Annotated in this window: 25 protein-coding genes, 2 pseudogenes and 2 riboswitches; of the genes and pseudogenes, 13 read left to right on the top strand and 14 right to left on the bottom strand. The window is 73.7% G+C overall.

What is annotated here, in order from left to right; all coding sequences use genetic code 11:
* Positions 1-2: 2 nt before the first annotated feature.
* Positions 3-1,481 carry an APC family permease gene (locus tag KV205_RS16455; RefSeq protein WP_265865122.1) on the bottom strand — a complete coding sequence of 493 codons (1,479 nt, stop codon included), beginning with the start codon at positions 1,479-1,481 and terminating at the stop codon, positions 3-5.
* A gap of 396 nt (positions 1,482-1,877) precedes the next feature.
* Here KV205_RS16455 and KV205_RS16450 point away from each other — a divergent pair.
* Positions 1,878-2,096 (top strand): annotated as a pseudogene (locus tag KV205_RS16450) (NAD(P)-dependent oxidoreductase); the annotation flags it as partial.
* 72 nt (positions 2,097-2,168) lie between these two features.
* On the opposite strand, the gene KV205_RS16445 reads toward KV205_RS16450, so the two are convergent.
* Positions 2,169-3,041 (bottom strand): CbtA family protein, encoded by an 873-nt coding sequence (locus KV205_RS16445; protein ID WP_265865121.1) that lies wholly within the window; start codon positions 3,039-3,041, stop codon positions 2,169-2,171.
* A gap of 20 nt (positions 3,042-3,061) precedes the next feature.
* Entirely contained in the window at positions 3,062-3,289 is a 228-nt protein-coding gene (locus KV205_RS16440; protein WP_265865120.1) for a CbtB-domain containing protein, read from the bottom strand.
* Between the two features lie 35 nt (positions 3,290-3,324).
* Positions 3,325-3,464, bottom strand: a riboswitch (cobalamin riboswitch).
* A gap of 63 nt (positions 3,465-3,527) precedes the next feature.
* Between KV205_RS16440 and KV205_RS16435 the strand changes: the two genes are divergently transcribed.
* Positions 3,528-4,094, top strand: a complete 567-nt coding sequence (locus KV205_RS16435) for a histidine phosphatase family protein (protein ID WP_265865119.1) — start codon at positions 3,528-3,530, stop codon at positions 4,092-4,094.
* A 6-nt stretch (positions 4,095-4,100) separates the two neighbouring features.
* On the opposite strand, the gene KV205_RS16430 is transcribed toward KV205_RS16435, so the two are convergent.
* From KV205_RS16430 to KV205_RS16420, 3 genes are all read right to left on the bottom strand, one after another.
* A complete protein-coding gene (locus KV205_RS16430) occupies positions 4,101-4,457 on the bottom strand; it encodes a GntR family transcriptional regulator (RefSeq protein WP_265865118.1) in 357 nt (118 codons plus the stop codon).
* Positions 4,458-4,459: 2 nt separating this feature from the next.
* A complete protein-coding gene (locus KV205_RS16425) occupies positions 4,460-5,452 on the bottom strand; it encodes a hypothetical protein (protein ID WP_265865117.1) in 993 nt (330 codons plus the stop codon).
* Positions 5,453-5,560: 108 nt separating this feature from the next.
* Entirely contained in the window at positions 5,561-6,004 is a 444-nt protein-coding gene (locus KV205_RS16420; protein ID WP_265865116.1) for a MarR family transcriptional regulator, read from the bottom strand.
* Between the two features lie 95 nt (positions 6,005-6,099).
* Here KV205_RS16420 and KV205_RS16415 point away from each other — a divergent pair, with 95 nt between their 5' ends.
* The 3 genes and pseudogenes from KV205_RS16415 (at position 6,100) to KV205_RS16405 (ending at position 8,043) form a co-directional block, all read left to right on the top strand.
* Positions 6,100-6,447: a DoxX family protein gene (locus KV205_RS16415; protein ID WP_265865115.1), complete on the top strand. Its 348-nt coding sequence runs from the start codon at positions 6,100-6,102 to the stop codon at positions 6,445-6,447.
* Positions 6,448-6,604: 157 nt separating this feature from the next.
* Positions 6,605-7,545 (top strand): annotated as a pseudogene (locus KV205_RS16410) (ATP-binding cassette domain-containing protein); the annotation flags it as partial.
* A gap of 153 nt (positions 7,546-7,698) precedes the next feature.
* A complete protein-coding gene (locus tag KV205_RS16405) occupies positions 7,699-8,043 on the top strand; it encodes a hypothetical protein (RefSeq protein WP_265865114.1) in 345 nt (114 codons plus the stop codon).
* 69 nt (positions 8,044-8,112) lie between these two features.
* Here the strand turns inward: KV205_RS16405 and cobN are convergent, their stop codons facing one another.
* A complete protein-coding gene (cobN, locus tag KV205_RS16400) occupies positions 8,113-11,736 on the bottom strand; it encodes a cobaltochelatase subunit CobN (RefSeq protein ID WP_265865380.1) in 3,624 nt (1,207 codons plus the stop codon).
* 38 nt (positions 11,737-11,774) lie between these two features.
* A riboswitch (cobalamin riboswitch) is annotated at positions 11,775-11,914 on the bottom strand.
* 64 nt (positions 11,915-11,978) lie between these two features.
* On the opposite strand from cobN, the gene KV205_RS16395 reads away from it, so the two are divergent.
* From KV205_RS16395 to cobJ, 3 genes are all read left to right on the top strand, one after another.
* Positions 11,979-13,256 carry a cobalamin biosynthesis protein CobG gene (locus KV205_RS16395; protein WP_265865379.1) on the top strand — a complete coding sequence of 426 codons (1,278 nt, stop codon included), beginning with the start codon at positions 11,979-11,981 and terminating at the stop codon, positions 13,254-13,256.
* Complete coding sequence (locus KV205_RS16390) at positions 13,253-13,906, top strand: precorrin-8X methylmutase (RefSeq protein ID WP_265865113.1); 654 nt, start codon at positions 13,253-13,255, stop codon at positions 13,904-13,906. Before KV205_RS16395 ends, KV205_RS16390 begins: the two co-directional genes overlap by 4 nt.
* A 65-nt stretch (positions 13,907-13,971) precedes the next feature.
* Positions 13,972-15,405, top strand: coding sequence for a precorrin-3B C(17)-methyltransferase (gene cobJ / locus KV205_RS16385; protein WP_370416790.1), 1,434 nt, complete (start codon positions 13,972-13,974; stop codon positions 15,403-15,405).
* On the opposite strand, the gene KV205_RS16380 is transcribed toward cobJ, so the two are convergent.
* Both KV205_RS16380 and KV205_RS16375 read right to left on the bottom strand, forming a co-directional pair.
* Positions 15,377-17,008 (bottom strand): serine hydrolase, encoded by a 1,632-nt coding sequence (locus KV205_RS16380; RefSeq protein WP_265865111.1) that lies wholly within the window; start codon positions 17,006-17,008, stop codon positions 15,377-15,379. The two genes, cobJ and KV205_RS16380, sit on opposite strands and share 29 nt — an antisense overlap.
* Positions 17,009-17,045: 37 nt before the next feature.
* Entirely contained in the window at positions 17,046-17,780 is a 735-nt protein-coding gene (locus KV205_RS16375; RefSeq protein ID WP_265865378.1) for a cobalt-precorrin-6A reductase, read from the bottom strand.
* A 33-nt stretch (positions 17,781-17,813) separates the two neighbouring features.
* On the opposite strand from KV205_RS16375, the gene KV205_RS16370 reads away from it, so the two are divergent.
* Both KV205_RS16370 and KV205_RS16365 read left to right on the top strand, forming a co-directional pair.
* Positions 17,814-18,950 carry a cobalt-precorrin-5B (C(1))-methyltransferase gene (locus tag KV205_RS16370; RefSeq protein WP_265865110.1) on the top strand — a complete coding sequence of 379 codons (1,137 nt, stop codon included), beginning with the start codon at positions 17,814-17,816 and terminating at the stop codon, positions 18,948-18,950.
* Between the two features lie 42 nt (positions 18,951-18,992).
* Positions 18,993-19,550 carry a GNAT family N-acetyltransferase gene (locus tag KV205_RS16365; RefSeq protein WP_265865109.1) on the top strand — a complete coding sequence of 186 codons (558 nt, stop codon included), beginning with the start codon at positions 18,993-18,995 and terminating at the stop codon, positions 19,548-19,550.
* On the opposite strand, the gene KV205_RS16360 is transcribed toward KV205_RS16365, so the two are convergent.
* Positions 19,537-20,313 (bottom strand): hypothetical protein, encoded by a 777-nt coding sequence (locus KV205_RS16360; protein WP_308404085.1) that lies wholly within the window; start codon positions 20,311-20,313, stop codon positions 19,537-19,539. The two genes, KV205_RS16365 and KV205_RS16360, sit on opposite strands and share 14 nt — an antisense overlap.
* A 113-nt stretch (positions 20,314-20,426) precedes the next feature.
* Here KV205_RS16360 and KV205_RS36550 point away from each other — a divergent pair, with 113 nt between their 5' ends.
* Entirely contained in the window at positions 20,427-20,501 is a 75-nt protein-coding gene (locus tag KV205_RS36550) for a 50S ribosomal protein bL37 (RefSeq protein ID WP_099895366.1), read from the top strand.
* Positions 20,502-20,531: 30 nt separating this feature from the next.
* On the opposite strand, the gene cobM is transcribed toward KV205_RS36550, so the two are convergent.
* From cobM to KV205_RS16345, 3 genes are read right to left on the bottom strand one after another with little or no spacing between them, the layout of a single operon-like run.
* A complete protein-coding gene (cobM, locus tag KV205_RS16355) occupies positions 20,532-21,281 on the bottom strand; it encodes a precorrin-4 C(11)-methyltransferase (protein WP_265865108.1) in 750 nt (249 codons plus the stop codon).
* Positions 21,278-22,534 (bottom strand): precorrin-6y C5,15-methyltransferase (decarboxylating) subunit CbiE, encoded by a 1,257-nt coding sequence (gene cbiE / locus KV205_RS16350; protein WP_265865107.1) that lies wholly within the window; start codon positions 22,532-22,534, stop codon positions 21,278-21,280. Before cbiE ends, cobM begins: the two co-directional genes overlap by 4 nt.
* A 60-nt stretch (positions 22,535-22,594) precedes the next feature.
* A complete protein-coding gene (locus KV205_RS16345; protein WP_265865106.1) occupies positions 22,595-22,729 on the bottom strand; it encodes a DUF6126 family protein in 135 nt (44 codons plus the stop codon).
* A gap of 117 nt (positions 22,730-22,846) precedes the next feature.
* On the opposite strand from KV205_RS16345, the gene KV205_RS16340 reads away from it, so the two are divergent.
* Both KV205_RS16340 and KV205_RS16335 read left to right on the top strand, forming a co-directional pair.
* Positions 22,847-23,923 (top strand): LLM class flavin-dependent oxidoreductase, encoded by a 1,077-nt coding sequence (locus KV205_RS16340; protein WP_265865105.1) that lies wholly within the window; start codon positions 22,847-22,849, stop codon positions 23,921-23,923.
* Positions 23,920-24,561 carry an FMN reductase gene (locus KV205_RS16335; protein WP_374214684.1) on the top strand — a complete coding sequence of 214 codons (642 nt, stop codon included), beginning with the start codon at positions 23,920-23,922 and terminating at the stop codon, positions 24,559-24,561. Before KV205_RS16340 ends, KV205_RS16335 begins: the two co-directional genes overlap by 4 nt.
* Here KV205_RS16335 and KV205_RS16330 read toward each other — a convergent pair.
* On the bottom strand, positions 24,558-25,061 hold the full coding sequence (locus tag KV205_RS16330) for a PP2C family serine/threonine-protein phosphatase (RefSeq protein ID WP_265865103.1): 504 nt from the start codon (positions 25,059-25,061) through the stop codon (positions 24,558-24,560). The genes KV205_RS16335 and KV205_RS16330 overlap by 4 nt on opposite strands.
* Positions 25,062-25,137: the final 76 nt, after the last annotated feature.

Below are 25,137 nucleotides of genomic sequence, written 5' to 3'. Positions count from 1 at the left end.
TCCTACGCTTCCCGTGCTTCCGTCGCGGCGGCCGGCTGCCTCCAGCTCGGCTTGCGGAACTTCAGGAAGGCCCAGGGGATCAGCAGACCCAGGATCACCAGACCGCCGCCGACGATCAGGACGTACGACCAGACGCTGCCGCCGCCGAACTGCGAGGGCGGTACGAAGCCGATGGCGAGCGCCGCGGCGGAGGCGAGCAGTCCGGTCACGCACACCACGCCGATGGCCGGGACGCGATAGCCGCGCGGATGGTCGGGCTGGGTCTTCCGCAGCCGCATGGCCGCCGCGAACATCAGCAGATAGACGATCAGATACACCTGGGTGGTGATGGTCGAGAAGATCCAGTAGACGCTCGACACGTTCGGGATGAGCGCGTACCCGAGGGCGATGACCGAGGTGACGACGCCCTGCGTGACGAGGATGTTCTGCTGGATGCCGTACTTGTTGAGCTTCTGCAGGAACGGCGGCAGATAGCCCTCCTGGCGGGAGATCTCCAGGAGGCCCTTGGACGGCCCGGCGAGCCAGGTCAGCATGCCGGCGAGGGAGGCGGAGATCAGCATCACGGCGGCGATCGGGGTCATCCAGCCCACGCCGAAGTACGCGAAGAAGGCCTGGAACGCCTGCATCACGCCCGCCGTCAGGCTGAGCTTGTCGGCCGGTACGACCCAGCTGATGGCGAGCGCGGGCAGGATGAAGATCAGCAGCACGAGCCCCACCGCCAGGAACATCGACTTCGGGTACTCCTTCGCCGGGTTCTTGAGCGAGGAGACGTGGACCGCGTTCATCTCCATGCCGGAGTAGGAGAGGAAGTTGTTGACGATCAGGACCAGGCTGGCGAGCCCGGTCCACTGCGGCAGCAGATGGTCGGCGGTCATGGGCGCGGCGGACGGGTTGCCCTGCGCCAGGAAGACCATGCCGAGCACGACGAGGATCGTGCCGGGGACGAGCGTGCCGATGACCAGACCCCAACTGGACAGTCCGGCAAGCGTCTTGGTGCCGTGCGAGGACACCCACACACCGGTCCAGTACAGGACCATGATGACGATCGCCGTGTACAGGCCGTCGGCGGCGAGCGACGGATCGATGACGTACGCGATGGTCGACGCCACGAAGGCGAGCAGGCTCGGATAGTAGAAGATCGTCATCGCGAACTGGCACCACACGGCGAGGAAGCCGAGCGGCTTCGACAGGCCCTCCGCGACCCAGCGGTACACGCCGCCGCTCCAGCCCGAGGCGAGCTCGGCGGAGACCAGCGCGGTCGGGAGGAGGAACACGATCGCCGGTACGAGGTAGAGGAAGACGCACGCGAGGCCGTACACGGCCATGGTGGGCGCGGCCCGGAGGCTGGCCACCGAGGCGGTGGTCATCAGGGCGAGCGTCACCCACGTCATGGTGGGGGTGGCGGGCCTGCGGTCGGCGGCGACGGCAGGCGGTTGGCTCACCTGGCGCGGCACCTCGGCGGGTACGTCCATGGAACTCATCTGCGCGGCTCCCTCTCCCCGTCCCCCGTGATCGGCGGATCATCCCGATTCTGTGGGGGAGGTGTGGGTTTGTCGCATCGGCAACTACCTCTGGGGGGACCTCCGGGGAGACGCTCACTCGCCTGCCGCAGCTCGGCGCGCGGAAGGCCCGGGGCGGCTCTACGATCGACGCCCGCCACCCCGTACCCGTACGCGATCATGTCGTGCATGAATCCCGACGCCCCGACCCCGGCCCTCCCCCGCTGCGCGATCCTCGACGACTTCCAGGGCGCCGCCCTCGCCTCCGCCGACTGGAGCCCGCTCGACGGACGGGTCGAGGTCCGCGCGCTGCACGAGCACATCGACCCGCTCGCCGACCCCGACGCGCTCGTCGCCGCCGTCGAGGACTGCGAGATCCTCGTCGTGATGCGCGAGGGGTGGATCTCGGGGGCGGGTCTGGACGTGTACGAGACGGAGCCGCTGCCCGTCGACGCCCCCCTGCGCACCCTGCCGAACGTGCTCGCGCTGCCGCACCTGGGGTATGTGACCCGCGGCAACTACGGCCGCTACTTCGGGCAGGCGGTGGAGGACGTCGAGGCGTGGCTGGCGGGGAAGCCGGTGCGCGAGCTGGGGTAGGACGCACGTCGGCCCCGTACCCACTCGGGTGTACGGGGCCGAGGCCTTGCGCGTACGAGACCGTACGAGAACTCAGGCGGCCGGGGCCGGAACCGCTTCCGGGGCCGGCTTCGGGGCGAGCAGGCGCTCCGCGAGGAGCCCGAAGGCGAGCCCGAAGACCGTCCACAGGCCCGCCTGGATGCCGAGGGTCGCGAGCCGGAAGTCCCACAGCACGGCGGCCGGGAAGTCGGCCTGCACCGCGTCCGTGTTGGCGGGCAGGAAGGCGCAGGCGATCGCGACCGCGGCGACGAAGCCGGCGCCCGCGACGACCGTCGCGTTCCAGTTGCCGAGGCGCGGGGCGAGCCGGCGGCCCGCGATGACCGCGGCGATGCCGAGCAGCACGCTCAGCAGGATCATCAGGAAGAAGAGCGTGGTGCGCTTCCCGATGGTGTCCGGGTTGCCGACGGCCGGCGGGGTCGCCGGGTATTTGAGGAACGGCACCAGATAGACCGTGGTGAAGGCCGCCGCCGCGACGAGCGCGGCCGTGGCCTTCGCGGTGAACCTGCCGACCCGTCCCAGGACGAAGCAGAACGCGAGCGACGCGATGCCGCCGAGCGCGACCCCGTAGACGAGGACGCCGGTGGCGAGACCCGCCGTGGACTGGAGGTCCCGGCTGACGATCTCCTCCTCGGCGTCCTCGGCGTCGGCCTGGGTGGCCGCGCCGTTCGCGCCGTTGCCGCCGTGGTCGTGCGCGCCGGCGGCGTGTTCGGCATGCCCGCCGTGCTCCGCCTTGGCGGCCGCCGCCTCCTCGACCGCGATCGAGGCGTTGACGGACGGCTCACCCGCGACGTACGCGACGGCGAACGCGAACAGTCCGGCGATCAGACCCGCGAGCATGCCGCGGAGCAGAAGTCTGCCCACGAGCGAGCCGGAAGGCGCACCCGTGGGTGTGGTGGTGACTGACATGTGCCCGGAAGCCCCTCGGATCAGTGGCAGGGGAAACCGAGCAGGTGACGCCCGTCGTGGACCCACTCGTGCACGTCGCTGCCCGCGAACAGGGAGGTCGCCCCCTGCTCGGCACCGACGAAGTAGAGCGCGACGAGCATCAGGACGCCGACGAACAGCGCCCACGGCAGCACGGCGCGGACCGGCAGCGAGACCGGAGCGACGGCAGGGGTGGACGTGACGGCGGGCGACGCGATGGCCTCGGCCATGGTGGTACCTCCTCGGGAACTCGCGTCCCATACGGTGGTGCGCGACGACGGTCGTCGGGTCTGACTCACCACCCCGGGGCTCGGGGCGGCTCACAGTGGCGCGACCGTGCCGGACTTGCACCGGACTTCCGTCTCGCCGTCGTCGTTCTGTGGAAATGTCGACTGACCGTACCGCGCCGACCACTCCGCGCCAAGAGCGCACGGTTCCCGGGACGGTGAAGTGAGGGATGAATCACCCATGACCGTACGGGTCTCCCTGATCGCGCCCGCCATGAACGCCGCCCTGCGCGAGGCCAGATTCGACGACGCGGGGCCGGTGGAGCTGCCGCTCGCAGGAGTACATCCGTTGCGCCTCGCGCCGAGGGTACGGGTGGTGAGCTCGCCGTCCGGGCGCTGCCGGGCGACGGCGGAGGCGCTGGGCCTGTCGGACGCGTACGAGGTGGAGCCGGCGCTCGCGGGCTGCGCGATGGGCCGGTGGCGGGGCCGACGGCTCGACGAACTCACCGCCGAGGAGCCGGAGTCGGTGGCCGCCTGGCTCACCGACCCGGGCGCTTCCCCGCACGGCGGCGAGTCGCTGCGGGAGCTGCGGACCCGGGTCGCGGAGTGGCTGGAGGTGCTGAAGGGCCTCGGCCAGGGGGAGGTGTGGGCCGTCGCCGAGCCGGATGTGATCCGGGCGGCCGTGGCGCACGCGCTCGGCGCGCCGGAGGGGGCCTTCTGGCGGCTCGACGTGCGCCCGTTGTCCCGTACGACGCTGAGCGGGCGCGCCGGACGGTGGAACCTGCAGCTCGGCGCCCCGGTCGACTGAGACGGGTCAGCCGAGGCTCGTACGCGCCAGCTCCAGGAACTCCTCGTCCGTCACGCCCAGTTGGCGGGCCTCGGCGACGAGGGCGCGAAGGCGTTCGACGAACTGGGCGCGGTCGGGGGCCTGGGCGCCGGGGACGATGACGGCACCGCGACCGCGACGCAGTTCGATCAGGCCCTCCTCGCGCAGGCGCTGGTAGCCGCGCAGCACGGTGTGCACGTTGACGCCGAGGGAGTCGGCCAACTCGCGGGCGGCGGGCAGGCGTTCGCCGGGCGCGGCGCTGCCGTCGGCGAGGGCGCCGCGGACGCAGGCGGCGATCTGGTCGCCGAGCGGTACGGCGGAGGCGGGGTCGACCCGGAAGAGCACGGTCAGATCCTCTCACCGGGGGCGGCCACCGCGGACCCGCCGCCGGAGTCCCGCGCGGCGAGGGTGTTGAGCAGCGCCGCCGCGGTCTCGGCGTCGGCGACGGTGACCAGGAACTCGAAGCCGTTGGTGCGCCGTACGGACAGGGCCTCGCCGGAGCGCAGCAGCAGGGCCGAGCGGCGCGGCCGGGTGCGGTAGCCCCAGCCGCCGAACTCGGCGACGGCCCGTACGTCGTGGACGGTGGCCGAGGCGACCTCGTCGAGCGGGATGCGGATCCGGGGGCGGGGGAGCAGCGCGGGGGTGACGGTCAGGCCGCGCCGGTCGACGCCGACCCGGACCCGGGAGAGCGCCACCCCGGGCACGCCGATGACCAGGCCGACCGCGGCGATCAGGGCGTACGGCCAGGGCGTGACAAGGACCGCGGGGAACAGCGCGCCCGCGCCGGCGACCACGAAGACGGTGCCGAACGCGGTCCCGGCCGTGGAGGTGGCGGCGCGCGACCAGCCGGCGAGCTCGTGCGCGCCGAGATCGAGGCGGGGCGCCCGGACCGGCGGGACCGGGACGACGGGCTCGGGCGGTACGAGGCGGGGCAGGCGGGTGAGGCCCCAGCCGATGAGCCCGGCGAGGGCGCCGATGCCGGCGGCGACGGTGAACACGGCGAGCGGAGTGCTGACCTCGGCCGCGTCGGCGGCGTCGAGGTTGTCGCGGAGCAGCAGGTCGAGCAGGCCGCCGGTGAAGCCGGCGGTGGCCCAGGCGCCGCAGAGCGCGGAGCGGCGGACGAACGCGACCCAGCCGGCGCCGAGCAGGAGGAGCAGGCCGGAGCTGATGGCGGTGTAGGCGGCGAGGCCGGTGAAGCCGTCGGCACGACCGCCGTCGGTGGCGGAGAAGTGGGTGGCGAGCGGGTCGGGCAGCCGGTCGCGCCAGAGGGCGAGCAGCAGCAGATGGGCGGCGAGCGCGAGGACGAACGGCGCGGCGGCGAGCGCGCGAAGACGGTTCACGAGACCCTCCCTCGGTTCTAGTTGTTAGCACTTTACTAGAACAACTTTCGGGGCACACTCCTCCCCGAGGAGGAGGGCGAGACCGTCCGGGGAAGGTGTGGGTGGCGACTACTCGCCACACTCATGGGCGGCCGGATCCACGACCACCCGGTCGAGCAGGCCCCGCAGCAGGGCCTGTTCGGCGGCGCTGAGGTCGCCGAAGAGCTCGCGCTCGGCCGCGCTCACCGCCTCGTCGATGCGCTCCAGGGCCTCCCGGCCAGCGGGAGTGATCTCCACGATGTGCCGCCGGCGGTCGGCCGGGTCGCGGCGCCGCTCGCACAGCTCCGCGGACTCCAACTCATTGAGTATCGCGACCAGTTGGCTGGGGTCGACCTCCATCGCGGCGGCCAGTTCGCGCTGACTGGTGGCGCCGGGGGCGAGCCGCATCAGGGTCATGGCGTTGCGCGGGTGCAGGCCGTCGACGGCGAGCGCGGCGCGGATGCGCGCGCCGGTGAGCTCCCCACGGAAGGAGAGGAGGAAGCCGAGGCGGTCGTCGGGGTGCGCATCTGCCATGTCGTCCACCGTAACAGTGGCTCCATTGTGGAACGAGATAAATCGTTGTTACGCTTCAATGGTTTTCGTCCCCAGATCATCGCTGGAGCTCCACCATGTTCATCGGTTACGTCGTCGTCGCCGCGCTGCTCGCGCTCGCGTCCACCGCCTCCGCCTTCCTCACCTTCACGCGCAATCCGCAGGTCGTGAGCAGCATGGAGAAGGTGGGCGTGCCGGACTCCTGGCTGCCCTGGCTCGCGACGGCGAAGGCGGCCGGCGCGCTCGGCCTGCTCGTGGGCCTGTTCGTCCCGGCACTCGGCGCGGCCGCCGCGGTGGGCCTGGCGCTCTACTTCATCGGCGCGGTGATCTCCCACCTGCGCGTGAAGGACTTCAACGTGGCACCGGTCATCGTGCTCACGCTGCTCGCGGTGGCCGCGCTGGTGTTGCGCATAGCCTCCGCCTGATCCCCTCCCCCTCCCCCTCCCCCTCCCCCTCCCCCTCACTGCAAGACGAGACGGACCGTCTTGTGGAGTCCTCTGGGCTGCCGTACGGTGGGGCGCGTCGTGATACGAGACGTCTCGTATCGCCGTTGCCCTGTCGTCCAGCCCCGGGAGGTCGCCCTTGTTCCGTGCCCAACTCACCGACGTCACCAAGCGCTACGACGACCGGGACGTCCACGACCGGCTCGTCCTCGACCGGGTCGCCCTCACCGTCCGCGCCGGCGAACGCGTCGGCGTCGTCGGGGACAACGGCTCCGGCAAGTCCGCCCTCCTGCGGCTGCTCGCGGGCCTGGAGACCCCCGACAACGGCACCGTCACCGTCGAGTCCCCCGGCGGCGTCGGGCACCTCGCCCAGACCCTGGACCTGCCCGGCACCGCCACCGTCGGGGACGCGATCGACCGCGCCCTCGCCGACGTACGGGAGCTGGAGCGGCGCATCCACGAGGCCGAGGCCGCCCTCGGGACCGGCAGTGACACCGGAACCAGTGGAGACCTCGCCGCGTACGCCGCACTCCTCGCCGCCTACGAGGCGCGCGGCGGCGCGGACGCCGACCGGCGGGTGGAGACCGTGCTGCGGAGGCTCGGCGAACGCGCACCGCTCGCCCGCGACCGGGCCCTCGGCACCCTCTCCGGCGGTGGGGGTACCTCCCACGCCGAAGGCTGTGGGGGAGCTCCCGCCTCGCGCTCGCCGGGGTGCTCGCCTCGGACCCCGAGCTGCTGCTGCTCGACGAGCCGACCAACGACCTCGACGACGAGGCCGTGGCCTGGCTGGAGGAGCGGCTGCGGCGCCACCGCGGCACCGTGGTCGCGGTCACCCACGACCGCGCCTTCCTCGACCGGGTCACCACCGCGGTCCTGGAGGTCGACCACGAGACCCGCACGGTCCGGCGGTACGGCAACGGGTACCCGGGCTATCTCGCCGGGCGGACCGCCGACCGGGCACGCCCCGAGCAGGAGTACGAGGAGTGGCGGGCCGAGACCGTGCGCCACACGGCCGTCGCCGAAGCCAACAGCGGGCGGCTGCCGGCGGCTCGACCTGGCGCCGTGGAGCAGCGAGGTCGGCGGGGTCAGCGCACCGTGTCCGGCGTGAACACCGGCTGCGGGGGCGGGGTGATCGTGACGACCATGACCGGCTCCGGCGGACCGGTCGTCACGGGCACCTCGGGCGTCGGCGACGGACGGGGCGGCGCCGGCGGCGGGTTCGGGCCGGCGTAGATGTTCTGCGGCTCCACGGCCGCCGTCTTCTTCGTCACCTTCGTCCTGCCCGTCGGGTACGGCTTCGCCGAGCGGCCGATGGTCGGCGGGGTCCGGGTGGGCGAGGGCGGTGCGCCGGTGGGCTTCGCCGGGGGCTCCTCGGAGGGGGTCGCGGACGGGGTCGGCGAGGCCGTGGGCGTCGCCGTGCTCGTCGCGCCCGGCTTCTTCCGGCCCTTGCCGTCCCCGTCGTCGTCCGGCCCCGAGCCCGAGCAGGCCCCCAGGGCCAGGCTCAGCCCGAGCACCACCGACACCGCCACCGCTCCGCGGGCACGCATGCCCACCACCCCACCCCTGCTCACGTCCTAGATCCGCACACACGTGCGGCCGGGATCGTAACGCGAGGTCGGAGGCCCAGGCCCGGTCCGCTCGGCGCCCTCAGGCGTCGTCGTCGCCCTCCAGGTCGCCCTCCGTCTCCAGGAACACCCGGCGCAGCGCGGCCAGGGTCTCCGGGTCCGGCTTCTCCCACATGCCGCGGGACTCGGCCTCCAGGAGGCGTTCGGCGATGCCGTGCAGGGCCCAGGGGTTGGCCTCCTTCAGGAAGGCCTGGTTCGTCTCGTCGAGGACGTACTCCTGGGTGAGCTTGTCGTACATCCAGTCGGCGACGACCCCGGTCGTGGCGTCGTAGCCGAAGAGGTAGTCGACGGTCGCCGCCAGCTCGAACGCGCCCTTGTAGCCGTGTCGGCGCATGGCCTCGATCCAGCGCGGGTTGACCACGCGGGCGCGGAAGACCCGGGAGGTCTCCTCGACGAGGGTGCGGGTGCGGACGGTCTCGGGGCGGGTGGAGTCGCCGATGTACGCCTCGGGGGCGGTGCCACGCAGCGCGCGGACGGTCGCCACCATGCCGCCGTGGTACTGGAAGTAGTCGTCCGAGTCGGCGATGTCGTGCTCGCGGGTGTCGGTGTTCTTCGCCGCGACCGCGATCCGCTTGTACGCCGACTCCATCTCGGCGCGCGCCGGGCGCCCTTCGAGCCCGCGCCCGTACGCGTAACCGCCCCACACCGTGTACACCTCGGCGAGGTCGGCGTCGGTGCGCCAGTCCCGCGAGTCGATCAGCTGCAGCAGTCCGGCGCCGTAGGTGCCGGGCCGGGAGCCGAAGATACGGGTGGTGGCGCGGCGCTCGTCGCCGTGCTCGGCCAGGTCGGCCTGGGCGTGGGCGCGGACGTAGTTGTCCGCATCCGACTCCTCCAGGCCCGCGACCAGCCGCACGGCGTCGTCGAGCAGCCCGATGACGTGCGGGAACGCGTCACGGAAGAAGCCGGAGATGCGCAGCGTCACATCGACGCGCGGGCGGCCGAGTTCGGCGAGCGGGATCGCCTCCAGACCGTTCACGCGGCGCGAGGCGTCGTCCCACAGCGGGCGGACGCCGAGCAGGGCGAGCGCCTCGGCGACGTCGTCGCCGGCGGTGCGCATCGCGCTCGTACCCCACAGGGAGAGGCCGACGGAGGTGGGCCACTCGCCGTTGTCGTCCCGGTAGCGGGTGAGCAGCGAGTCGGCGAGGGCCTGGCCGGTCTCCCAGGCGAGCCGGGAGGGCACGGCCTTGGGGTCGACGGAGTAGAAGTTGCGGCCGGTCGGCAGCACGTTGACCAGACCGCGCAGCGGCGAGCCGGAGGGGCCGGCCGGAACGAAGCCGCCGTTCAGGGCGTGCACGGCGTGGGCGAGTTCGTCGGTGGTGGCGGCCAGGCGCGGCACGACCTGGGTGGCGGCGAACTCCAGGACGTCGGCGACGGCACGCACATGACCGGCGGCGACGGTCGCGACGGCGGCCGGGTCCCAGTCCGCCGCCTCCATCGCCTCGACCAGCTCACGGGCCTTCGCCTCCGCCTCGTCGGCGGTGGTGCGGGTCGCGGCCGACTCGTCCAGGCCGAGGGCCTCGCGCAGCCCGGGCAGGGCCTGGGTGCCGCCCCAGATCTGGCGGGCGCGCAGGATCGAGAGGACCAGGTTGACCCGGGCCTCGCCGGTCGGGGCGCCGCCCAGGACGTGCAGACCGTCGCGGATCTGGGCGTCCTTGACCTCGCACAGCCAGCCGTCGACGTGCAGCAGGAAGTCGTCGAAGCCGTCGTCGTCCGGCCGGTCGGCCATGCCCAGGTCGTGGTCCAGCTTCGCGGCCTGGATCAGCGTCCAGATCTGGGCGCGGATCGCCGGCAGCTTCGCCGGGTCCATGCTGCTGATCTGCGCGTACTCGTCGAGCAGCTGCTCCAGGCGCGCGATGTCGCCGTACGAGTCGGCGCGCGCCATCGGCGGCACCAGGTGGTCGACGAGCGTGGCGTGCACGCGGCGCTTGGCCTGGGTGCCCTCGCCCGGGTCGTTGACCAGGAACGGGTAGACGAGCGGCAGGTCGCCGAGGGCCGCGTCCGGGCCGCAGGCGGCGGACAGACCGGCGTTCTTGCCCGGCAGCCACTCCAGGTTGCCGTGCTTGCCCAGGTGCACCATGGCGTCGGCGCCGAAGCCGCCGTCCTCGGCCCGGGCCGCGATCCAGCGGTAGGCGGCGAGGTAGTGGTGCGAGGGCGGCAGGTCGGGGTCGTGGTAGATCGCGATCGGGTTCTCGCCGAAGCCGCGCGGCGGCTGGATGAGCACGAGCAGGTTCCCGCGGCGCAGCGCGGCGAGCACGATGTCGCCCTCGGGGTTCCGGGACCGGTCCAGGAACATCTCGCCGGGCGCCGGGCCCCAGTGCTCCTCGACCTGCGCGCGCAGTTCGGCGGGCAGCTCGGCGTACCAGCGCTTGTAGTCGGCGGCCGGGATGCGGACCGGGTTGCGGGCGAGCTGCTCCTCGGTCAGCCAGTCCTGGTCGTGTCCGCCGGCCTCGATGAGGGCGTAGATCAGCTCGTCGCCGTCACCGGAGACGAGGCCGGGGATGTCGGCGACCGGCCCGAAGTCATAGCCCTCCGCGATCAGCCGCTTCAGGAGCTCCACGGCGGAGGCGGGGGTGTCGAGACCGACCGCGTTGCCGATCCGGGAGTGCTTCGTCGGGTACGCGGAGAGGACGAGCGCCAGCTTCTTCTCGGCGTTCGGGATGTGCCGCAGGCGCGCGTGCCGTACGGCGATCCCGGCGACGCGGGCGGCGCGCTCGGGGTCCGCCACGTACGCCGGCAGTCCGTCCTCGTCGATCTCCTTGAAGGAGAACGGCACCGTGATGAGCCGCCCGTCGAACTCGGGCACCGCGACCTGGCTGGCCGCGTCCAGCGGCGAGAGGCCCTCGTCGTTCTCCTCCCAGGCGGACCGCGACCCGGTGAGGCACAGCGCCTGCAGGATCGGCACGTCCAGCGCGGCCAGCGCCCCCGCGTCCCACGCCTCCTCGTCGCCACCGGCCTGCGCCTCGGCCGGCTTGGTGCCGCCGGCGGCGAGCACGGTGGTGACGATCGCGTCGGCGGTACGGAGGGTGTCGAGCAGCTCGTCCTCGGGGGCCCGCAGCGAGGCCACGTACAGCGGCCTGGCCTGGGCGCCCTGCGCCTCGATCGCGTCGCAGAGGGCGCCGACGAAGGCGGTGTTGCCGCTCATGTGGTGGGCGCGGTAGTAGAGCACGGCGACCGTCGGGCCCTCGGTCCGGCCGGGCGTCCGGTCCAGCGCGCCCCAGGTCGGCGCGGGCGCCGGGGCCTCGAAGCCGTGGCCCGTGAGCAGCACGGTGTCGGACAGGAACCGGGCGAGCTGGGCGAGGTTCGTCGGGCCGCCGTGCGCGAGATAGGCGTGCGCCTCGGTGGCGACACCGACCGGGACCGTGGAGGCGCCCATGAGCTGCGCGTCCGGCGCCTGTTCCCCGCTCAGCACCACCACCGGCTTCCCGGCCGCGAGCACCGCGTCCAGGCCCTCCTGCCAGGAGCGGACACCGCCGAGGAGGCGTACGACGACGAGCTCGGCACCGTCGAGGAGGCCGGGGAGTTCCTGCTGGGGCAGCCGGGCGGGGTTGGCGTACCGCCACTCCACGCCCTCGCCCTCGGTCGCGGCGGCGTTCGCCGCGCGGGCACTGAGCAGGTCGGTGTCGGAATGCGACAGCAGCAGGAGCATGGCGAGGCTCAGGCCTTCCTCGGGGTGTCCGCGCCCCGGGTGGTCGTTGGACGGCGGGAGTTCCTGACTCGCCGGCACCCGGGATCGCCCCGAGGCCGGCTCACAGTGGCGGGACCGCGCCGGATTCTCACCGGGCTTCCTCCCCGGGGTCCTGGGACCCCATGCCGATCTGCATCCTATGGGGTTCGTCCCGCGATGGGGTGGGGTGCTGATCACAGGGTGGGGGCGGGAAACGCGTGGGTATGCTCGCCGCCATGCCCGCCAGCCGACACACCTCGTCCGGACGACCCGGACAGGACGAACCTCTCATACGGGACCGCGGTGACGCCTGCCCCGGGGCGCTGCGTCTGCATCGCGCCGATGACGGGTTCCTCGCCCGACTCCGGCTGCCCGGCGGGAGGTTGACGGACCATCAGGTCGAGGTGCTGGCCGCGGCCGCCGAGGAACTGGGCGACGGCGGGATCGGGATCACCTCGCGCGGGAACGCCGAGCTGCGAGGGCTCGGGGACGGGTGCGGCGCGGAGCTGGCCGCGCGGCTGCGGCGGGGCGGGCTGTTGCCGTCCGAGACGCACGAACGGGTGCGGAATCTGGTCGCCTCGCCGGCCGCCGGCCTTGACGGACTCGGGCACGGGGACGTGCAGTTGTGGGTGCGGGAGCTCGACGGGCTGCTGTGTGCGACGCCGCGCGCCGCGGCGCTTTCGGGGCGGTTCCTGTTCGTCCTGGACGACGGGCGCGGGGACGTCGCCGGGCTCGGCGGGGATGTGACCTTGCTCGCAGCGGAGGGATCAGCGGCGGGATCAGCGGAGGGCGGGGCCGCGCTGATCCGGTGCGCCGGGCAGACCCTCCGGGTCTCCGGCGCCGACGCGCCGCGCGCCGCGCTCGCCGTCGCGCTCGCCTTCCTCGACACCGCCGAGGCGGCCGGAAACGGTGCCTGGCGGGTGCGCGAGCTGCCCGAGGGGTACGCGCCGGAGCTCGCCGCCGCCCTGAGCGCCGCCGGGATCGCCGCGAAGCCCGTACAAGATCCACAGACCCCGCAGGCCGCGCCGCTCGCCCCCGGGCCGCTCGGCGCCGACGCCCTGCATGTGCTCGCGCCGCTCGGCCGGCTCACCGCCGCCCAGGCGCGGGCCCTGCTCCCGGCCGCCGAGGTCCGGCTCACGCCCTGGCGCGGAGTGGTCCTCGCCGAACCCACGGCCACTCCGGCGGAGCTCGCCGCGCACGGGCTCGTCACCGCCCCCGACGCCCCCGCCGTCGGCGTGACCGCCTGCACCGGGCGGCCCGGCTGTGCCAAGTCCCTCGCCGACGTACGGGCGGAGGCCGTCCGCGCGCCCGCCGGCCCGCTGCCCGTGCACTTCTCCGGGTGCGAGCGCCGCTGCGGCCACCCCCACGGCACGTGGGTCGACGTCCTCGCGACGGGCGCCACCGGAACCACCGGCGACGGCGCCTACCTGGTGAACGGCGCGCCCACCCCCCGTACCTCCCTCCACGAAGCCATAGCCACGGCCCGCACCACCACGAGATGAGCGAGAGCGACACGATGTTCGAGTACGAGAAGGACGGGGCGGAGATCTACCGCCGGTCCTTTGCCACGATCCGCGCCGAGGCGGACCTCGCGGGGCTGCCCGACGACGTCGCCACCGTCGCGGTGCGCATGATCCACGCGTGCGGCATGACCGACCTCGTCCGGGACCTCGCGTACTCCCCCGGCGTGGTCGCCGCCGCCCGCGCCGCGCTGCGCGCCGGCGCGCCGATCCTGTGCGACGCGCAGATGGTCGCCAGCGGCGTCACCCGCAAGCGGCTGCCCGCCGACAACGACGTGCTGTGCACCCTCTCCGACCCGGCCGTGCCGGGGCTCGCCGCCGAGCTCGGCACCACCCGCTCGGCCGCCGCCATGGAGCTGTGGCGGGACCGCCTGGAGGGCTCCGTCGTGGCCATCGGCAACGCGCCGACCGCGCTCTTCCACCTCCTGGAGATGATCGCGAAGGGCGCCGGGAAGCCGGCGGCCGTGCTCGGCATCCCGGTCGGCTTCATCGGCGCCGCCGAGTCCAAGGACGCGCTCGCCGCCAACACCCTCGGCCTGGAGTACCTGGTGGTCCGCGGCCGGCGCGGCGGCAGCGCCATGACGGCGGCCGCGCTCAACGCCCTCGCGCACGAAGCGGAGATCCAGAAGTGAGCGACATCCAGGTGGCCAAGGGCAAGCTGTACGGGGTCGGGCTCGGCCCCGGCGACCCGAACCTGATGACCGTCGCCGCCGTGAAGGCCATCGCCGGCGCCGACGTCATCGCCTACCACTCGGCCCGCCACGGCCGGTCCATCGCGCGCTCCATCGCCGCCGAGCACATCCGCGAGGACCACGTCGAGGAGCGGCTGATGTACCCGCTCACCGTGGAGACCACCGACCACCCCGGCGGCTACCGGGGCGCGCTCGACGACTTCTACGAGGAGGCCGCGGCCCGGCTCGCCGCGCACCTCGACGCCGGCCGCACCGTCGCCGTACTCGCCGAGGGCGACCCGCTGTTCTACGGCTCGTACCAGCACATGCACAAGCGGCTCGCGGACCGTTACGACACCACCGTCATCCCCGGCGTGACGTCCGTGAGCGCCGCCGCGGCGCGGCTCGGCGAGCCGCTGTGCGAGGCCGAGGAGGTGCTGACGATCGTCCCCGGCACGCTGCCGGAGGACGAGCTGACGGCCCGGCTCGCGGGCACCGACTCGGCCGTCGTGATGAAGCTCGGCCGCACCTTCCCGACCGTGAAGCGGGCCCTGGAGCGGGCCGGGCGGATCGACGACGCGCGGTACGTGGAGCGGGCGTTCATGGCGGGCGAGCGCACCGGGCGACTCACCGACATCGACCCGGAGTCGGTCCCGTACTTCTCGGTGGCCGTGCTGCCCTCCCGTATCGACCAGCAGGCACCCGTACGGGAGCAGGGCGAGGTCGTGGTCGTCGGCACCGGACCCGCCGGGGCGCCCTGGCTGACCCCCGAGTCGCGCGGCGCGCTCGTCAACGCCGACGACCTCGTCGGCTACACCACCTACCTCGACCGCGTCCCGGTCCTGCGCGCCTCGCAGCGCCGCCACGGCTCCGACAACAAGGTCGAGTCGGAGCGCGCCGAGTTCGCCCTCGACCTGGCCCGGCGCGGGCGGCGCGTCGCCGTCGTGTCGGGCGGCGACCCGGGCGTCTTCGCGATGGCCACGGCCGTCCTGGAGATCGCGGCGGAGGAGCGCTACGCCGACGTGCCCGTACGGGTCCTCCCGGGGGTGACCGCCGCGAACGCCGCGGCCGCCGCCGCGGGCGCCCCGCTCGGCCACGACTACGCCACCATCTCCCTCTCCGACCGCCTCAAGCCCTGGGACGTCATCGCCGGCCGGCTGCGCGCCGCAGCCGAGGCCGACCTGGTCCTCGCGATCTACAACCCGGGCTCCAAGTCCCGTACGCACCAGGTCGCCGCGGCCCGCGAGCTGCTGCTCGAACTGCGCGCGCCGGAGACCCCGGTGGTCGTGGCGCGGGACGTCGGCGGCCCGGAGCAGTCGGTGCGCGTCCTGACCCTGAAGAGCCTGGAGCCCGCCGAGGTCGACATGCGCACGCTGCTGCTCGTCGGGTCGTCGCAGACACAGGTCACGGAGCGCGCGGACGGCCGCACGATCACCTGGACGCCGCGGCGTTACGGGTGAAGGTGCCCAGGCCCTCGGTGTCGAGGTACTCGACGGTGAACGACTTCCCGTCCGAGGCGAAGGTGACCCCGGTGCGGCCGACGGCGTTCTCGCCGCGGGTCTCGAAGCTGAACGTGTCGCCGTCGTAGTGCGTCAGCGGATACGACTGGGACTTCGGCCCCAGGCGGAGCGTCAGGGTCCCGTCGGGGGCGGCGACGACCTCGGCGGGGCCGTAGTACGCGTTGGCGAAGCGGCCCGTGTAGGTGGCGGCGGCCTGCGCGGGGGCCGCGTCGGCGGGCGGGTGGGCGTAGTCGGTCTTCGACCGGCCCGCGTCCGCCTCCTGCTGGTAGAGCGCGTCGACGAGCGGGATCCAGTCGCGGCTGATCTCGCCGGTCTGCGCGATGTCGAAGAAGTCGAGGGCGACGGCGTCGGCGACGCCGACCGGTGAGGTGTTGGTGAGGACGACGATGCCGAGCTGTTCGCCGGGCAGCATCGTCACGTTGGTGTGCGCGCCCGAGGCGAACGCGCCGGTGTGCGAGAGGCGGAGCCGGCCCTCGTCGTCGTAACTCACGTTCCAGCCCAGTCCGTAGAAGCCGGTGCGGGCGGCGGGGGCGTGCGGCGGGCTGGAGACGGACTCGGGCCAGTGGGTGCGTTCCAGGGCCTCGGCGTCGACGATCCGCCGGCCGTCGAGCTCGCCGTTCGCGAGCTGGAGGCGCAGCCAGGTCGCCATGTCGCGGGCGGAGGAGCTGACGCCGCCGGCCGGCGACTGGGCGTCGGGGTCGCGGACGAACTCCGGTTTCCACGCGCCGTCGACCTGGACGTGGCCCCAGGCGCGGTCGGAGGAGTTCGCGTAGTCGGCGAAGCGGGAGCTGGTGGCGTCCATGCCGGCCGGCTTGTAGAGGATGTCGTCGGCCAGCTTCTCCCAGGGCACGCCCTTCTCGTCGGCGACGGCCTGGGCGGCCGCCGTCAGGCCGAAGTTGGTGTAGGCGTAGCTCGCGCGGAACGGTGCGAGGGGCTCGTAGCGCAGGTGGTACAGGATGTACGCCCGGTCGTAGCCGAGGTCTTCGAGGAGGTCCCCGGCGTGGTCGGGGAGCCCGCTGCGGTGCGAGAAGAGGTCCTCGACGGTCACGTGGGAGGTGACCCACGGGTCCTTCAGGGCGAAGCCCGGCACGTGCGGGGCGACGGGCTCGGTCCAGCCGTCGGTGCCGACGGCGCCGGCGACGATCGTCGAGGCGATCGGCTTCGAGACGGAGGCGAGCTGGAAGACGGTGTCGGCGTCGACGGCGGCCTGCTCGCCGGCCTTGCGCACGCCGTAGCCCTTGAGGTGGACGACCTTGCCCTGGTGGACGACGGCGATGGCGACGCCGGGCACGCCGGTGCGTTTCATCGCGTCCCGCACGACCCCGTCGAGCCGGCCGACGGCCCGGTTCACGTCCGCGTCGTCGAGCTGGGGCGGGGGCTGGGGCGGCGGCGGGGACGGTGGAGGCGGGGTGGGGGTCGGGGTGGGGCCGGGTGCGGCGCCGGCCAGGGTGGGGGCGGTGGCGCCGAGGAGGGCCGCGAGACCGACCGTGGCAAGCCGTCGAACGGTACTCCGGCGAGCGGTACTCCGGTGAGCGGTGCTCATTTCTCCATTGAAGGCCGCCCGGCCTGGTCTGTCGCGCTCAGGCCTTCCGGACCCAGGCCGCCGCTTCCTCGGGGGTGGCTGCCGTGGGGACCCCCTGCGGTACGGGCGGACGGCGGACCACGACGACCGGGAGGCCGGCCTCGCGGGCGGCCTGGAGCTTGGGGGCGGTGGCGGCGCCGCCGCTGTCCTTCGTGACGAGGACGTCGATGCGGTGGCGGGCGAGGATCTCGCGCTCGCCGTCGAGGCCGAACGGGCCCCGGTCCAGGAGGACTTCGGTGCGGGCCGGCATCGGGGCCTCGGGGGCGTCGACGGAGCGGACGAGGAACCACTCGGGGCGGTCGGCGAAGGCGGCGAGCCCCATCCGCCCGGTGGTGAGGAAGACGCGGTCGGACCGGCTGTCGAGCCCGTCGAGGGCGGCGGCCGCGGCCTCCAGGGAGTCCACCTCGTGCCAGGCGTCCCCCGCCACCGGGACCCAGCCGGGACGGCGCAGGGCCAGCAGGGGAACATGGGCGGTGGCGGCCGCCCCGGCCGCGTTGAAACTGATCCGCTCGGCGAAGGGATGGGTGGCGTCGATGACCGCGTCCACGGAGTGCTCGCGCAGCCACGCGGCGAGCCCGTCCGCGCCGCCGAAGCCGCCGATCCGGACCTCCCCGGCGGGCAGCCGGGGCGCGGCGACCCGCCCGGCGAGGGAGCTGGTCACGCGCACGTCGTCGTGCAGCAGCCCGGCCAGGGCGCGGGCCTCGGTCGTCCCGCCGAGAATGAGTACGTGCAGGGGAGGCCGCATGCGAGTCCTGGGGGTCCGTTCGTGAGTGCCGGCGGGCGTGCGGCCCAACTCAAGCACACCGGTCTGCGGCCCGGCTGGACGACCGGTGCCTGTGCGACGGCGGCGACGACCGCCGCGTACACGGCGCTGCTCACCGGCGAGTTCCCGGACCCGGTGACGATCACGCTGCCGAAGGGCCAGACGCCGGGGTTCGCGCTGGCGGTGGAGTCCCTGGACGGCGCGGACTCGGCCACCGCCGGCGTGGTGAAGGACGCGGGCGACGACCCGGACGTCACGCACGGCGCGCTGATCCGCTCGACGGTACGGCTCCTGCCGCCCGGTTCCGGCGTCGTCTTCCGGGCGGGTCCCGGGGTCGGCACGGTCACCCTGCCCGGCCTGCCCCTGGAGGTCGGCGAACCGGCCATCAACCCGGTCCCGCGCCAGATGATGCGCGAGCACGTGGCCGAGGTCGCGGCCCGGCACGGCGGCACCGGCGACGTCGAGATCACGCTCTCCGTCGACGACGGCGCCGAGATCGCCCGCTCCACCTGGAACCCCCGGATCGGCATCCTCGGCGGACTGTCCATCCTCGGCACCACCGGCATCGTCGTGCCCTACTCCTGCTCCGCCTGGATCGACTCGATCCGGCGCGGCGTGGACGTGGCGCGCGCCGGCGGCCTCACCCACGTCGCCGGCTGCACCGGCTCCACCTCCGAACGCACGGTCACCGAGCTGTACCACCTGCCGGAGATCGCCCTGCTCGACATGGGCGACTTCGCGGGCGCCGTCCTCAAGTACGTGCGGCGCCACCCCGTGGACCGGCTGACCATCTGCGGCGGCTTCGCCAAGCTCTCCAAGCTCGCCGCCGGCCACCTCGACCTCCACTCGGCCCGCTCCCAGGTCGACAAGCCCTTCCTCGCCGCCCTCGCCCGCACGGGCGGCGCGTCCGACCCCCTGGCCGCGGAGATCGCCACCGCCAACACCGGCCTCGCCGCCCTCCGCCTCTGCGAGGCCGCCGGGGTGCCCCTGGGCGACCTCGTCGCCGCCCGCGCCCGCGACGAGGCCCTCACCGTCCTCCGCGGCGCCCCGGTCGCGGTCGACGTCATCTGCATCGACCGGGCGGGCACGGTGGTGGGCCGCTCGGAGGTGAGGGGACCGGGCGCCGCGCCCGATGCGTAAAACCGCGGGACAGGCGGCCGGGCGGCTCCGGACAATGCCCGCATGACGACCGACTTCTCGCACAAGCCCACGCTCACCGGCGAACTCGTCGTGCTCCGCCCCGTCACCGAGGACGACGTCCCCGCGCTCCTCCCGATGCTTCGGGACCCCGAGATCGGTCGGCTCACCGGCTCCCACGCCGACTTCGAGGAGTCCGCGCTGCGCGCCTGGTACGGGTCGCGGGGTGCGCAGAGCAACCGGCTCGACCTGGCGGTGGTGGAGCGGGCGACGGGGCGGGTGGTCGGTGAGGTGGTGCTGAACGACTGGGACCAGGCCAACGAGAGCTGCAACTTCCGGATCTGCCTCGCCCCGGACGCCCTCGGCCGCGGCCTCGGCACCGAGGCGACCCGGCTGATCGTCGGCTACGGCTTCGAGGCCGTGGGCCTCTACCGGGTGTCGCTCGAGGTGTATGCCTTCAACCCGCGGGCGCGCCGGGCCTACGAGAAGGCCGGCTTCCGCGCGGAGGGCGTGCTGCGCGGGGCGCTGCTGTGGGAGGGGGAGCGGGTGGACGCGACGGTGATGGCGGCCCTTGCACCGGAGTGGGCGGCTACTCGGACCTGAGCGCCCTGCGGCGCTCGTGCTCGGCGTCGAGCTCCGCGAGTTCGGCGCGGCCTGCGGCCAGTTCGGCCTCGCTGAGAGGCCCGTACTTCGCCTCCAGCCAGTCGACGACGTCCCTGAGCGACGGGTAGCCGATCTCCGCGATGTCCTCGGCGAGGTCCGCGAGCTCCAGCTCCGGGTTGAGCGCCGTGACGACCTCCTGCGTCAGGGGCTCCAGCGCCAGGACGTGGCGGACGGCCGCGACGTCGACCTCCGTCTCGTAGTAGTCGGCGGCCCACTCCGCGTACGCCTCCGCCGAGCGGTCCACGAGCAGCTCGAAGAGGTGATCGGCGCCGTCCGGCTCGTCGTCGCCCCGGGCCGGGAAGTCGATGGTGCCGGTACGCCAGGCGGGGTCGGCGGGCTCGCGCCAGAGGCAGGCGGTGACGGCCGGCACCGGCTCGCCGGCCTCGGGCGAGGAGACGTACGGCCGGAAGGCCTCCGGTACGGAGTCCAGGACGCCGGGCCAGACCTCCGGGTCGTCCGTCCGCGCCCAGGGGCTCATCGGCGCCTCGTGGGCGAAGCCCTCCGCGTACGCCCCCGCCGCCGAGAAGACCATCCGGAACTCGTCACCCTGCCCGTCCCGCATCAGGGCGGTGTCCTCGGCGAACGAGTAGTACCGGTCCGCCCACTCCGGGCTCAGCACGGCCTCCAGCATCGCGAGCCCCCGGCAGTGGTCGCGCAGTTCCCCGATGCCCGGCAGCGCCCGGGCCACGTCGTAGACGGTCACGGGGACATGAGAACGCACGGCACTGACAGTCGGGCGATTCCGCATGCGGGCCCCCGCTCCCGACCCTAGGCTGGCCACGGCAGTGCCCTACCGACGTACCGAGAGGGAGTCCCATGGCGAAGCGCGGCAACAAGAAGCGGGCCCGCAAGAAGAAGAAGGCGAACCACGGCAAGCGGCCGAACGCCTGAGTCCGTCCGGCCGCGGGGGCCGCTCGCGCCTCAGCAGGTGTGGCGGTCCCGGGCCGGGTCGTAGAGGTGGCTGTCGCGGAACTCGGCGGCGGCCAGCGTGCGGCCCACGACGATCACGGCGGTCTTGGTGATGCCCGCCGCCTTCACCTGGGCGGCGATGTCCTCAAGGGTGCCGCGCAGCACCACCTCGTCCGGCCGGGACGCCATGGCGACGACGGCGGCCGGGCAGTCGGTCCCGTAGTGCGGGACGAGCTCGGCGACGATCCGGTCGACGTACCGCGCGCCGAGGTGCAGCACGAGCAGCGCGCCGCTGCGGCCCAGGGTCGCCAGGTCCTCGCCGTCCGGCATGGGGGTGGCCTGCTGGGCGATGCGGGTGAGGATGACGGTCTGGCCGACGGTCGGGACGGTCAGTTCGCGCTTGAGCGCGGCCGCGGCGGCGGCGAAGGCGGGGACGCCGGGCACGACCTCGTACGGGATGCCGGCCGCGTCCAGGCGCCGCATCTGCTCGGCCATCGCGCTGAACACGGACGGGTCGCCGGAGTGCAGCCGCGCCACGTCCTGGCCGGCCTCGTGCGCGGCGGCGATCTCGGCGACGATCCGGTCGAGGTCCAGGTTCGCGGTGTCGACGAGCTTCGCGTCCGGCGGGCACTCGGCGAGCAGCTCGCGCGGCACGAGCGAGCCCGCGTAGAGGCAGACGCCGCACTTCGCGAGGGTCCGCGCGCCGCGCAGGGTGATCAGGTCGGCCGCGCCGGGGCCCGCGCCGATGAAGTAGACGGTCATTCCTCTGTACAACCCTTCGTTACGGACCACTGGGTGACCGGCATGGCCTGGCGCCAGCCGGTGAAGCCGCCGACCGGCACGGCGGCGGCGACCGCGAGCCGGATCAGTTCGCCGCCGTGGCGGCCGTACCACTGAGCGAGCAGCGCCTCGGACTCCAGGGTCACGGTGTTGGCGACGAGCCGGCCGCCGGCCGGGAGCGCGTCCCAGCAGGCGTCGAGCAGGCCGGGGGCGGTGAGTCCGCCGCCGACGAAGATCGCGTCGGGGACCGGAAGGTCGGCGAGGGCGGCGGGCGCGGGGCCGGTGACGACCTTCAGGCCCGGTACGCCGAGGGCGGCCGCGTTGCGGGAGATCCGCCCCGCCCGCTGCTCCGACTTCTCCACGGCGACGGCCCGGCAGGCGCGGTGCGCCCGCATCCACTCGATGCCGATGGAGCCGGAGCCGCCGCCGACGTCCCAGAGGAGTTCGCCGGGCGCGGGCGCGAGCGCGGCGAGGGTCGCGGCGCGCACGTACCGCTTGGTGAGCTGGCCGTCGTGCTCGTACGCCTCGTCGGGCAGGCCGGGGGTGAGGGCGAGCCGCGGGGCCGTGGCGGCCGGGTCGCGCACGCAGTCGAGCGCGAGGACGTGGAGGGCGTCGGTCCGCTCGTACGGCCAGTCGGCGGCGGTGCCGTCGAGGACCCGCTCGGCCGGGCCGCCGAGCTGCTCCAGGACCCGGATCCAGGTGCCGCCCCAGCCGCGCTCGCGCAGCAGCGCGGCGACCCGCGCCGGGCTCTCGGGCCCTTCGCCGAGGACGAGGAGCCGCCGCCCGTCGTGGAGCGCGGCGGTGAGCGCGTCGAGCGGGCGGGCGACGAGCGAGACCGTCTCGGTGTGCTCCAGGGCCCATCCGAGGCGGGCGCAGGCGTACGAGACGGAGGACGGGTGCGGCAGGACGCGGAGCCGGTCGGGGCCGACGGTCTCCGCGAGGGTGCGCCCGATCCCGTAGAACATGGGGTCCCCGCTGGCCAGGACGGCGACGGCGCGGCCCTCGTGGGCGGCGAGCAGGCCGGGGATCGCGGGGCGCAGCGGGCTCGGCCAGGGGATGCGTTCGCCAGGGCAGCCATCGCTGTCGGCGGCCGGCAGCAGGTCGAGCTGGCGGGGGCCGCCGATCAGGACGTCGGCGGCGCGGAGGATGCGGCGGGAGGCCTCGGGGAGCCCGTCCCAGCCGTCGGCGCCGATTCCGACGACCGATATGGCGGGCACCGATGTCGCAGCGTTCACGTCGGCGACTCTACGTGAGGCCTGCCGGTCGGCCGCTACGCGGTGTGGGTCACTCGCGGATCACTTCGGGGCGTGCTCGCCCACGTAGAAGAGCAGCCAGATGAAGCCGGCGAGGGCGTGGGTCACGAAGACGTAGACGAAGACGCGGAGCATCACGCCCCGCTCTTTCCACCGTTCCAGATCGAAGTCCGCCATGCCCACCAGAGTACGGGTGAATTGCGGGGGAATAGGGCGGCGGGTGGCGCCGTTGAGCGAGACAGTTTAAGATTCAACCAATGCGTTCAGCAGTGGACCCCGCGAGAGGTGAGCACGATGCAGTTCGGGATCTTCACCGTCGGTGACGTGACGACCGACCCCACCACCGGCCGCGCCCCCACCGAGCACGAGCGGATCAAGAACACCGTCGCCATCGCGCTCAAGGCCGAGGAGGTCGGACTCGACGTCTTCGCGACCGGCGAGCACCACAACCCGCCGTTCGTGCCGTCCTCCCCGACCACGCTCCTCGGGCACATCGCGGCCCGCACGGAGAACCTGATCCTCTCCACCTCCACGACCCTGATCACCACCAACGACCCGGTGAAGATCGCCGAGGACTACGCGACCCTGCAGCACCTCGCCGACGGCCGCGTCGACCTGATGATGGGCCGCGGCAACACCGGCCCGGTCTACCCGTGGTTCGGGCAGGACATCCGCCAGGGCATCCCGCTCGCCATCGAGAACTACGCGCTGCTCCACAAGCTGTGGAGGGAGGACGTGGTCGACTGGGAGGGCAAGTTCCGCAGCGCGCTGCAGGGCTTCACGGCCACCCCGCGCCCGCTCGACGGCATCCCGCCGTTCGTCTGGCACGGCTCCATCCGCTCGCCCGAGATCGCCGAGCAGGCGGCCTACTACGGTGACGGCTTCTTCGCCAACCACATCTTCTGGCCCAAGCAGCACACCGAGAAGATGATCCGGCTCTACCGCCAGCGCTACGCCCACTACGGGCACGGCACGCCCGAGCAGGCGATCGTCGGCCTCGGCGGCCAGGTCTTCATGCGGAAGAACTCGCAGGACGCGGTACGGGAGTTCCGCCCGTACTTCGACAACGCGCCGGTCTACGGCCACGGGCCGTCCCTGGAGGAGTTCAGCCGCGAGACCCCGCTGACCGTCGGCTCGCCGCAGGAGGTCATCGAACGCACCCTGTCCTTCCGCGACTACGTCGGCGACTACCAGCGCCAGCTGTTCCTGATCGACCACGCCGGACTGCCCCTGAAGACCGTCCTGGAGCAGCTCGACATCCTCGGCGAGGAGGTCGTGCCGGTGCTGCGCAAGGAGTTCGAGAACCTGCGCCCGGCCGACGTCCCCGCCACCGCCCCGCTCCACCCCGCCGTCGCCACCAAGGAGGTCTGACCGCCATGCGCACGTTGAAGCTGGTCGCCGTCTCCGCCGGCCTCAGCAGCCCGTCCTCGACACGGCTGCTCGCCGACCGGCTCCTCCAGGCCGCCCGCTACCGGCTCGCCGAGCAGGAGTACGCCGTCGACGTCGAGGTGGTCGAACTGCGCGACCTGGCGGTCGACATCGCGAAGAACTTCGTGACGGGCTTCCCCTCCGAGAAGCTCCAGGAGACGCTCGACAAGGTCACCGGCGCGGACGGGGTCATCGCCGTCACCCCGGTCTTCACCGCCTCGTACAGCGGACTGTTCAAGTCCTTCTTCGACCTGCTCGACCCGACCGCCCTGACCAGCACCCCGGTCCTGCTCGGCGCGACCGGCGGCACCGCCCGCCACTCGCTCGTCCTCGACCACGCCCTGCGCCCGCTCTTCGCGTACCTGCGCGCCTTCGTCGCCCCGACCGCCGTCTACGCGGCCTCGGAGGACTGGGGCACGGGCGGCGACGAATACACCGAGGGCCTCCCGAACCGCATCAACCGGGCGGGCGCCGAGTTCGCCGAACTGATCGCGGGCCGACCGGAACGGGCGGCGGCGGAGGACGAGGTCGTGCCGTTCGAGCAGCAGTTGGCGGGGCTGGCGGATCTGCGCCTGGACTAGGCGCGGTCCACGGCGTCGGCGACGACGCACGCCACGTTGTCCGGGGCGCCCAGGGCGTGGGCGCGGGCGACGAGGTCACGGGCGGTGGCCGCCGGGTCCGCGGCCCGGGTGAGGGCGGGGGCGAGCTCCTGCTCCGGGATCACGGCCGAGAGGCCGTCCGTGCAGAGGAGCAGGCGGTCGCCCGGGCGGAGTTCGTGGAGGGCCAGCTGCGGTTCCGGCGGTACGTCCGCGCCGTCGAGGGCCTTCAGGAGCAGGGCCCGGTCCGGGCGGGCGGCGGCCTCCGCCGGTGAGAGCTCGCCCGCGTCGACGAGGGCCTGGACCACGGTGTGGTCCCGGGTGAGCCGGCGCAGGGCGCCGTCCCGGAGCAGGTACGCGCGGGAGTCGCCCACGTGGGCGAGGGCGAGCCGGTTCCCGGCGAGGAGGGCGGCGGTGAGGGTGGTGCCGGAGTCGGGGCACCCGGCGACCGCGGTGCTGGCGTTCGCCCCACCCCGTGTGGGCATTCGTCCCGCAGGGCGGGACGGGTGGGCACACGGGACGGCGCCCATGCGGGCGCGTTCCGCACCTGCGCCTGGACCC

Source organism: Streptomyces sp. SKN60 (genome assembly GCF_026236535.1).
Taxonomy (GTDB): Bacteria; Actinomycetota; Actinomycetes; order Streptomycetales; family Streptomycetaceae; genus Streptomyces.
The sequence above is the reverse complement of the archived record's forward strand: the minus strand, read 5'-3'. Positions and strand labels throughout refer to the sequence as shown.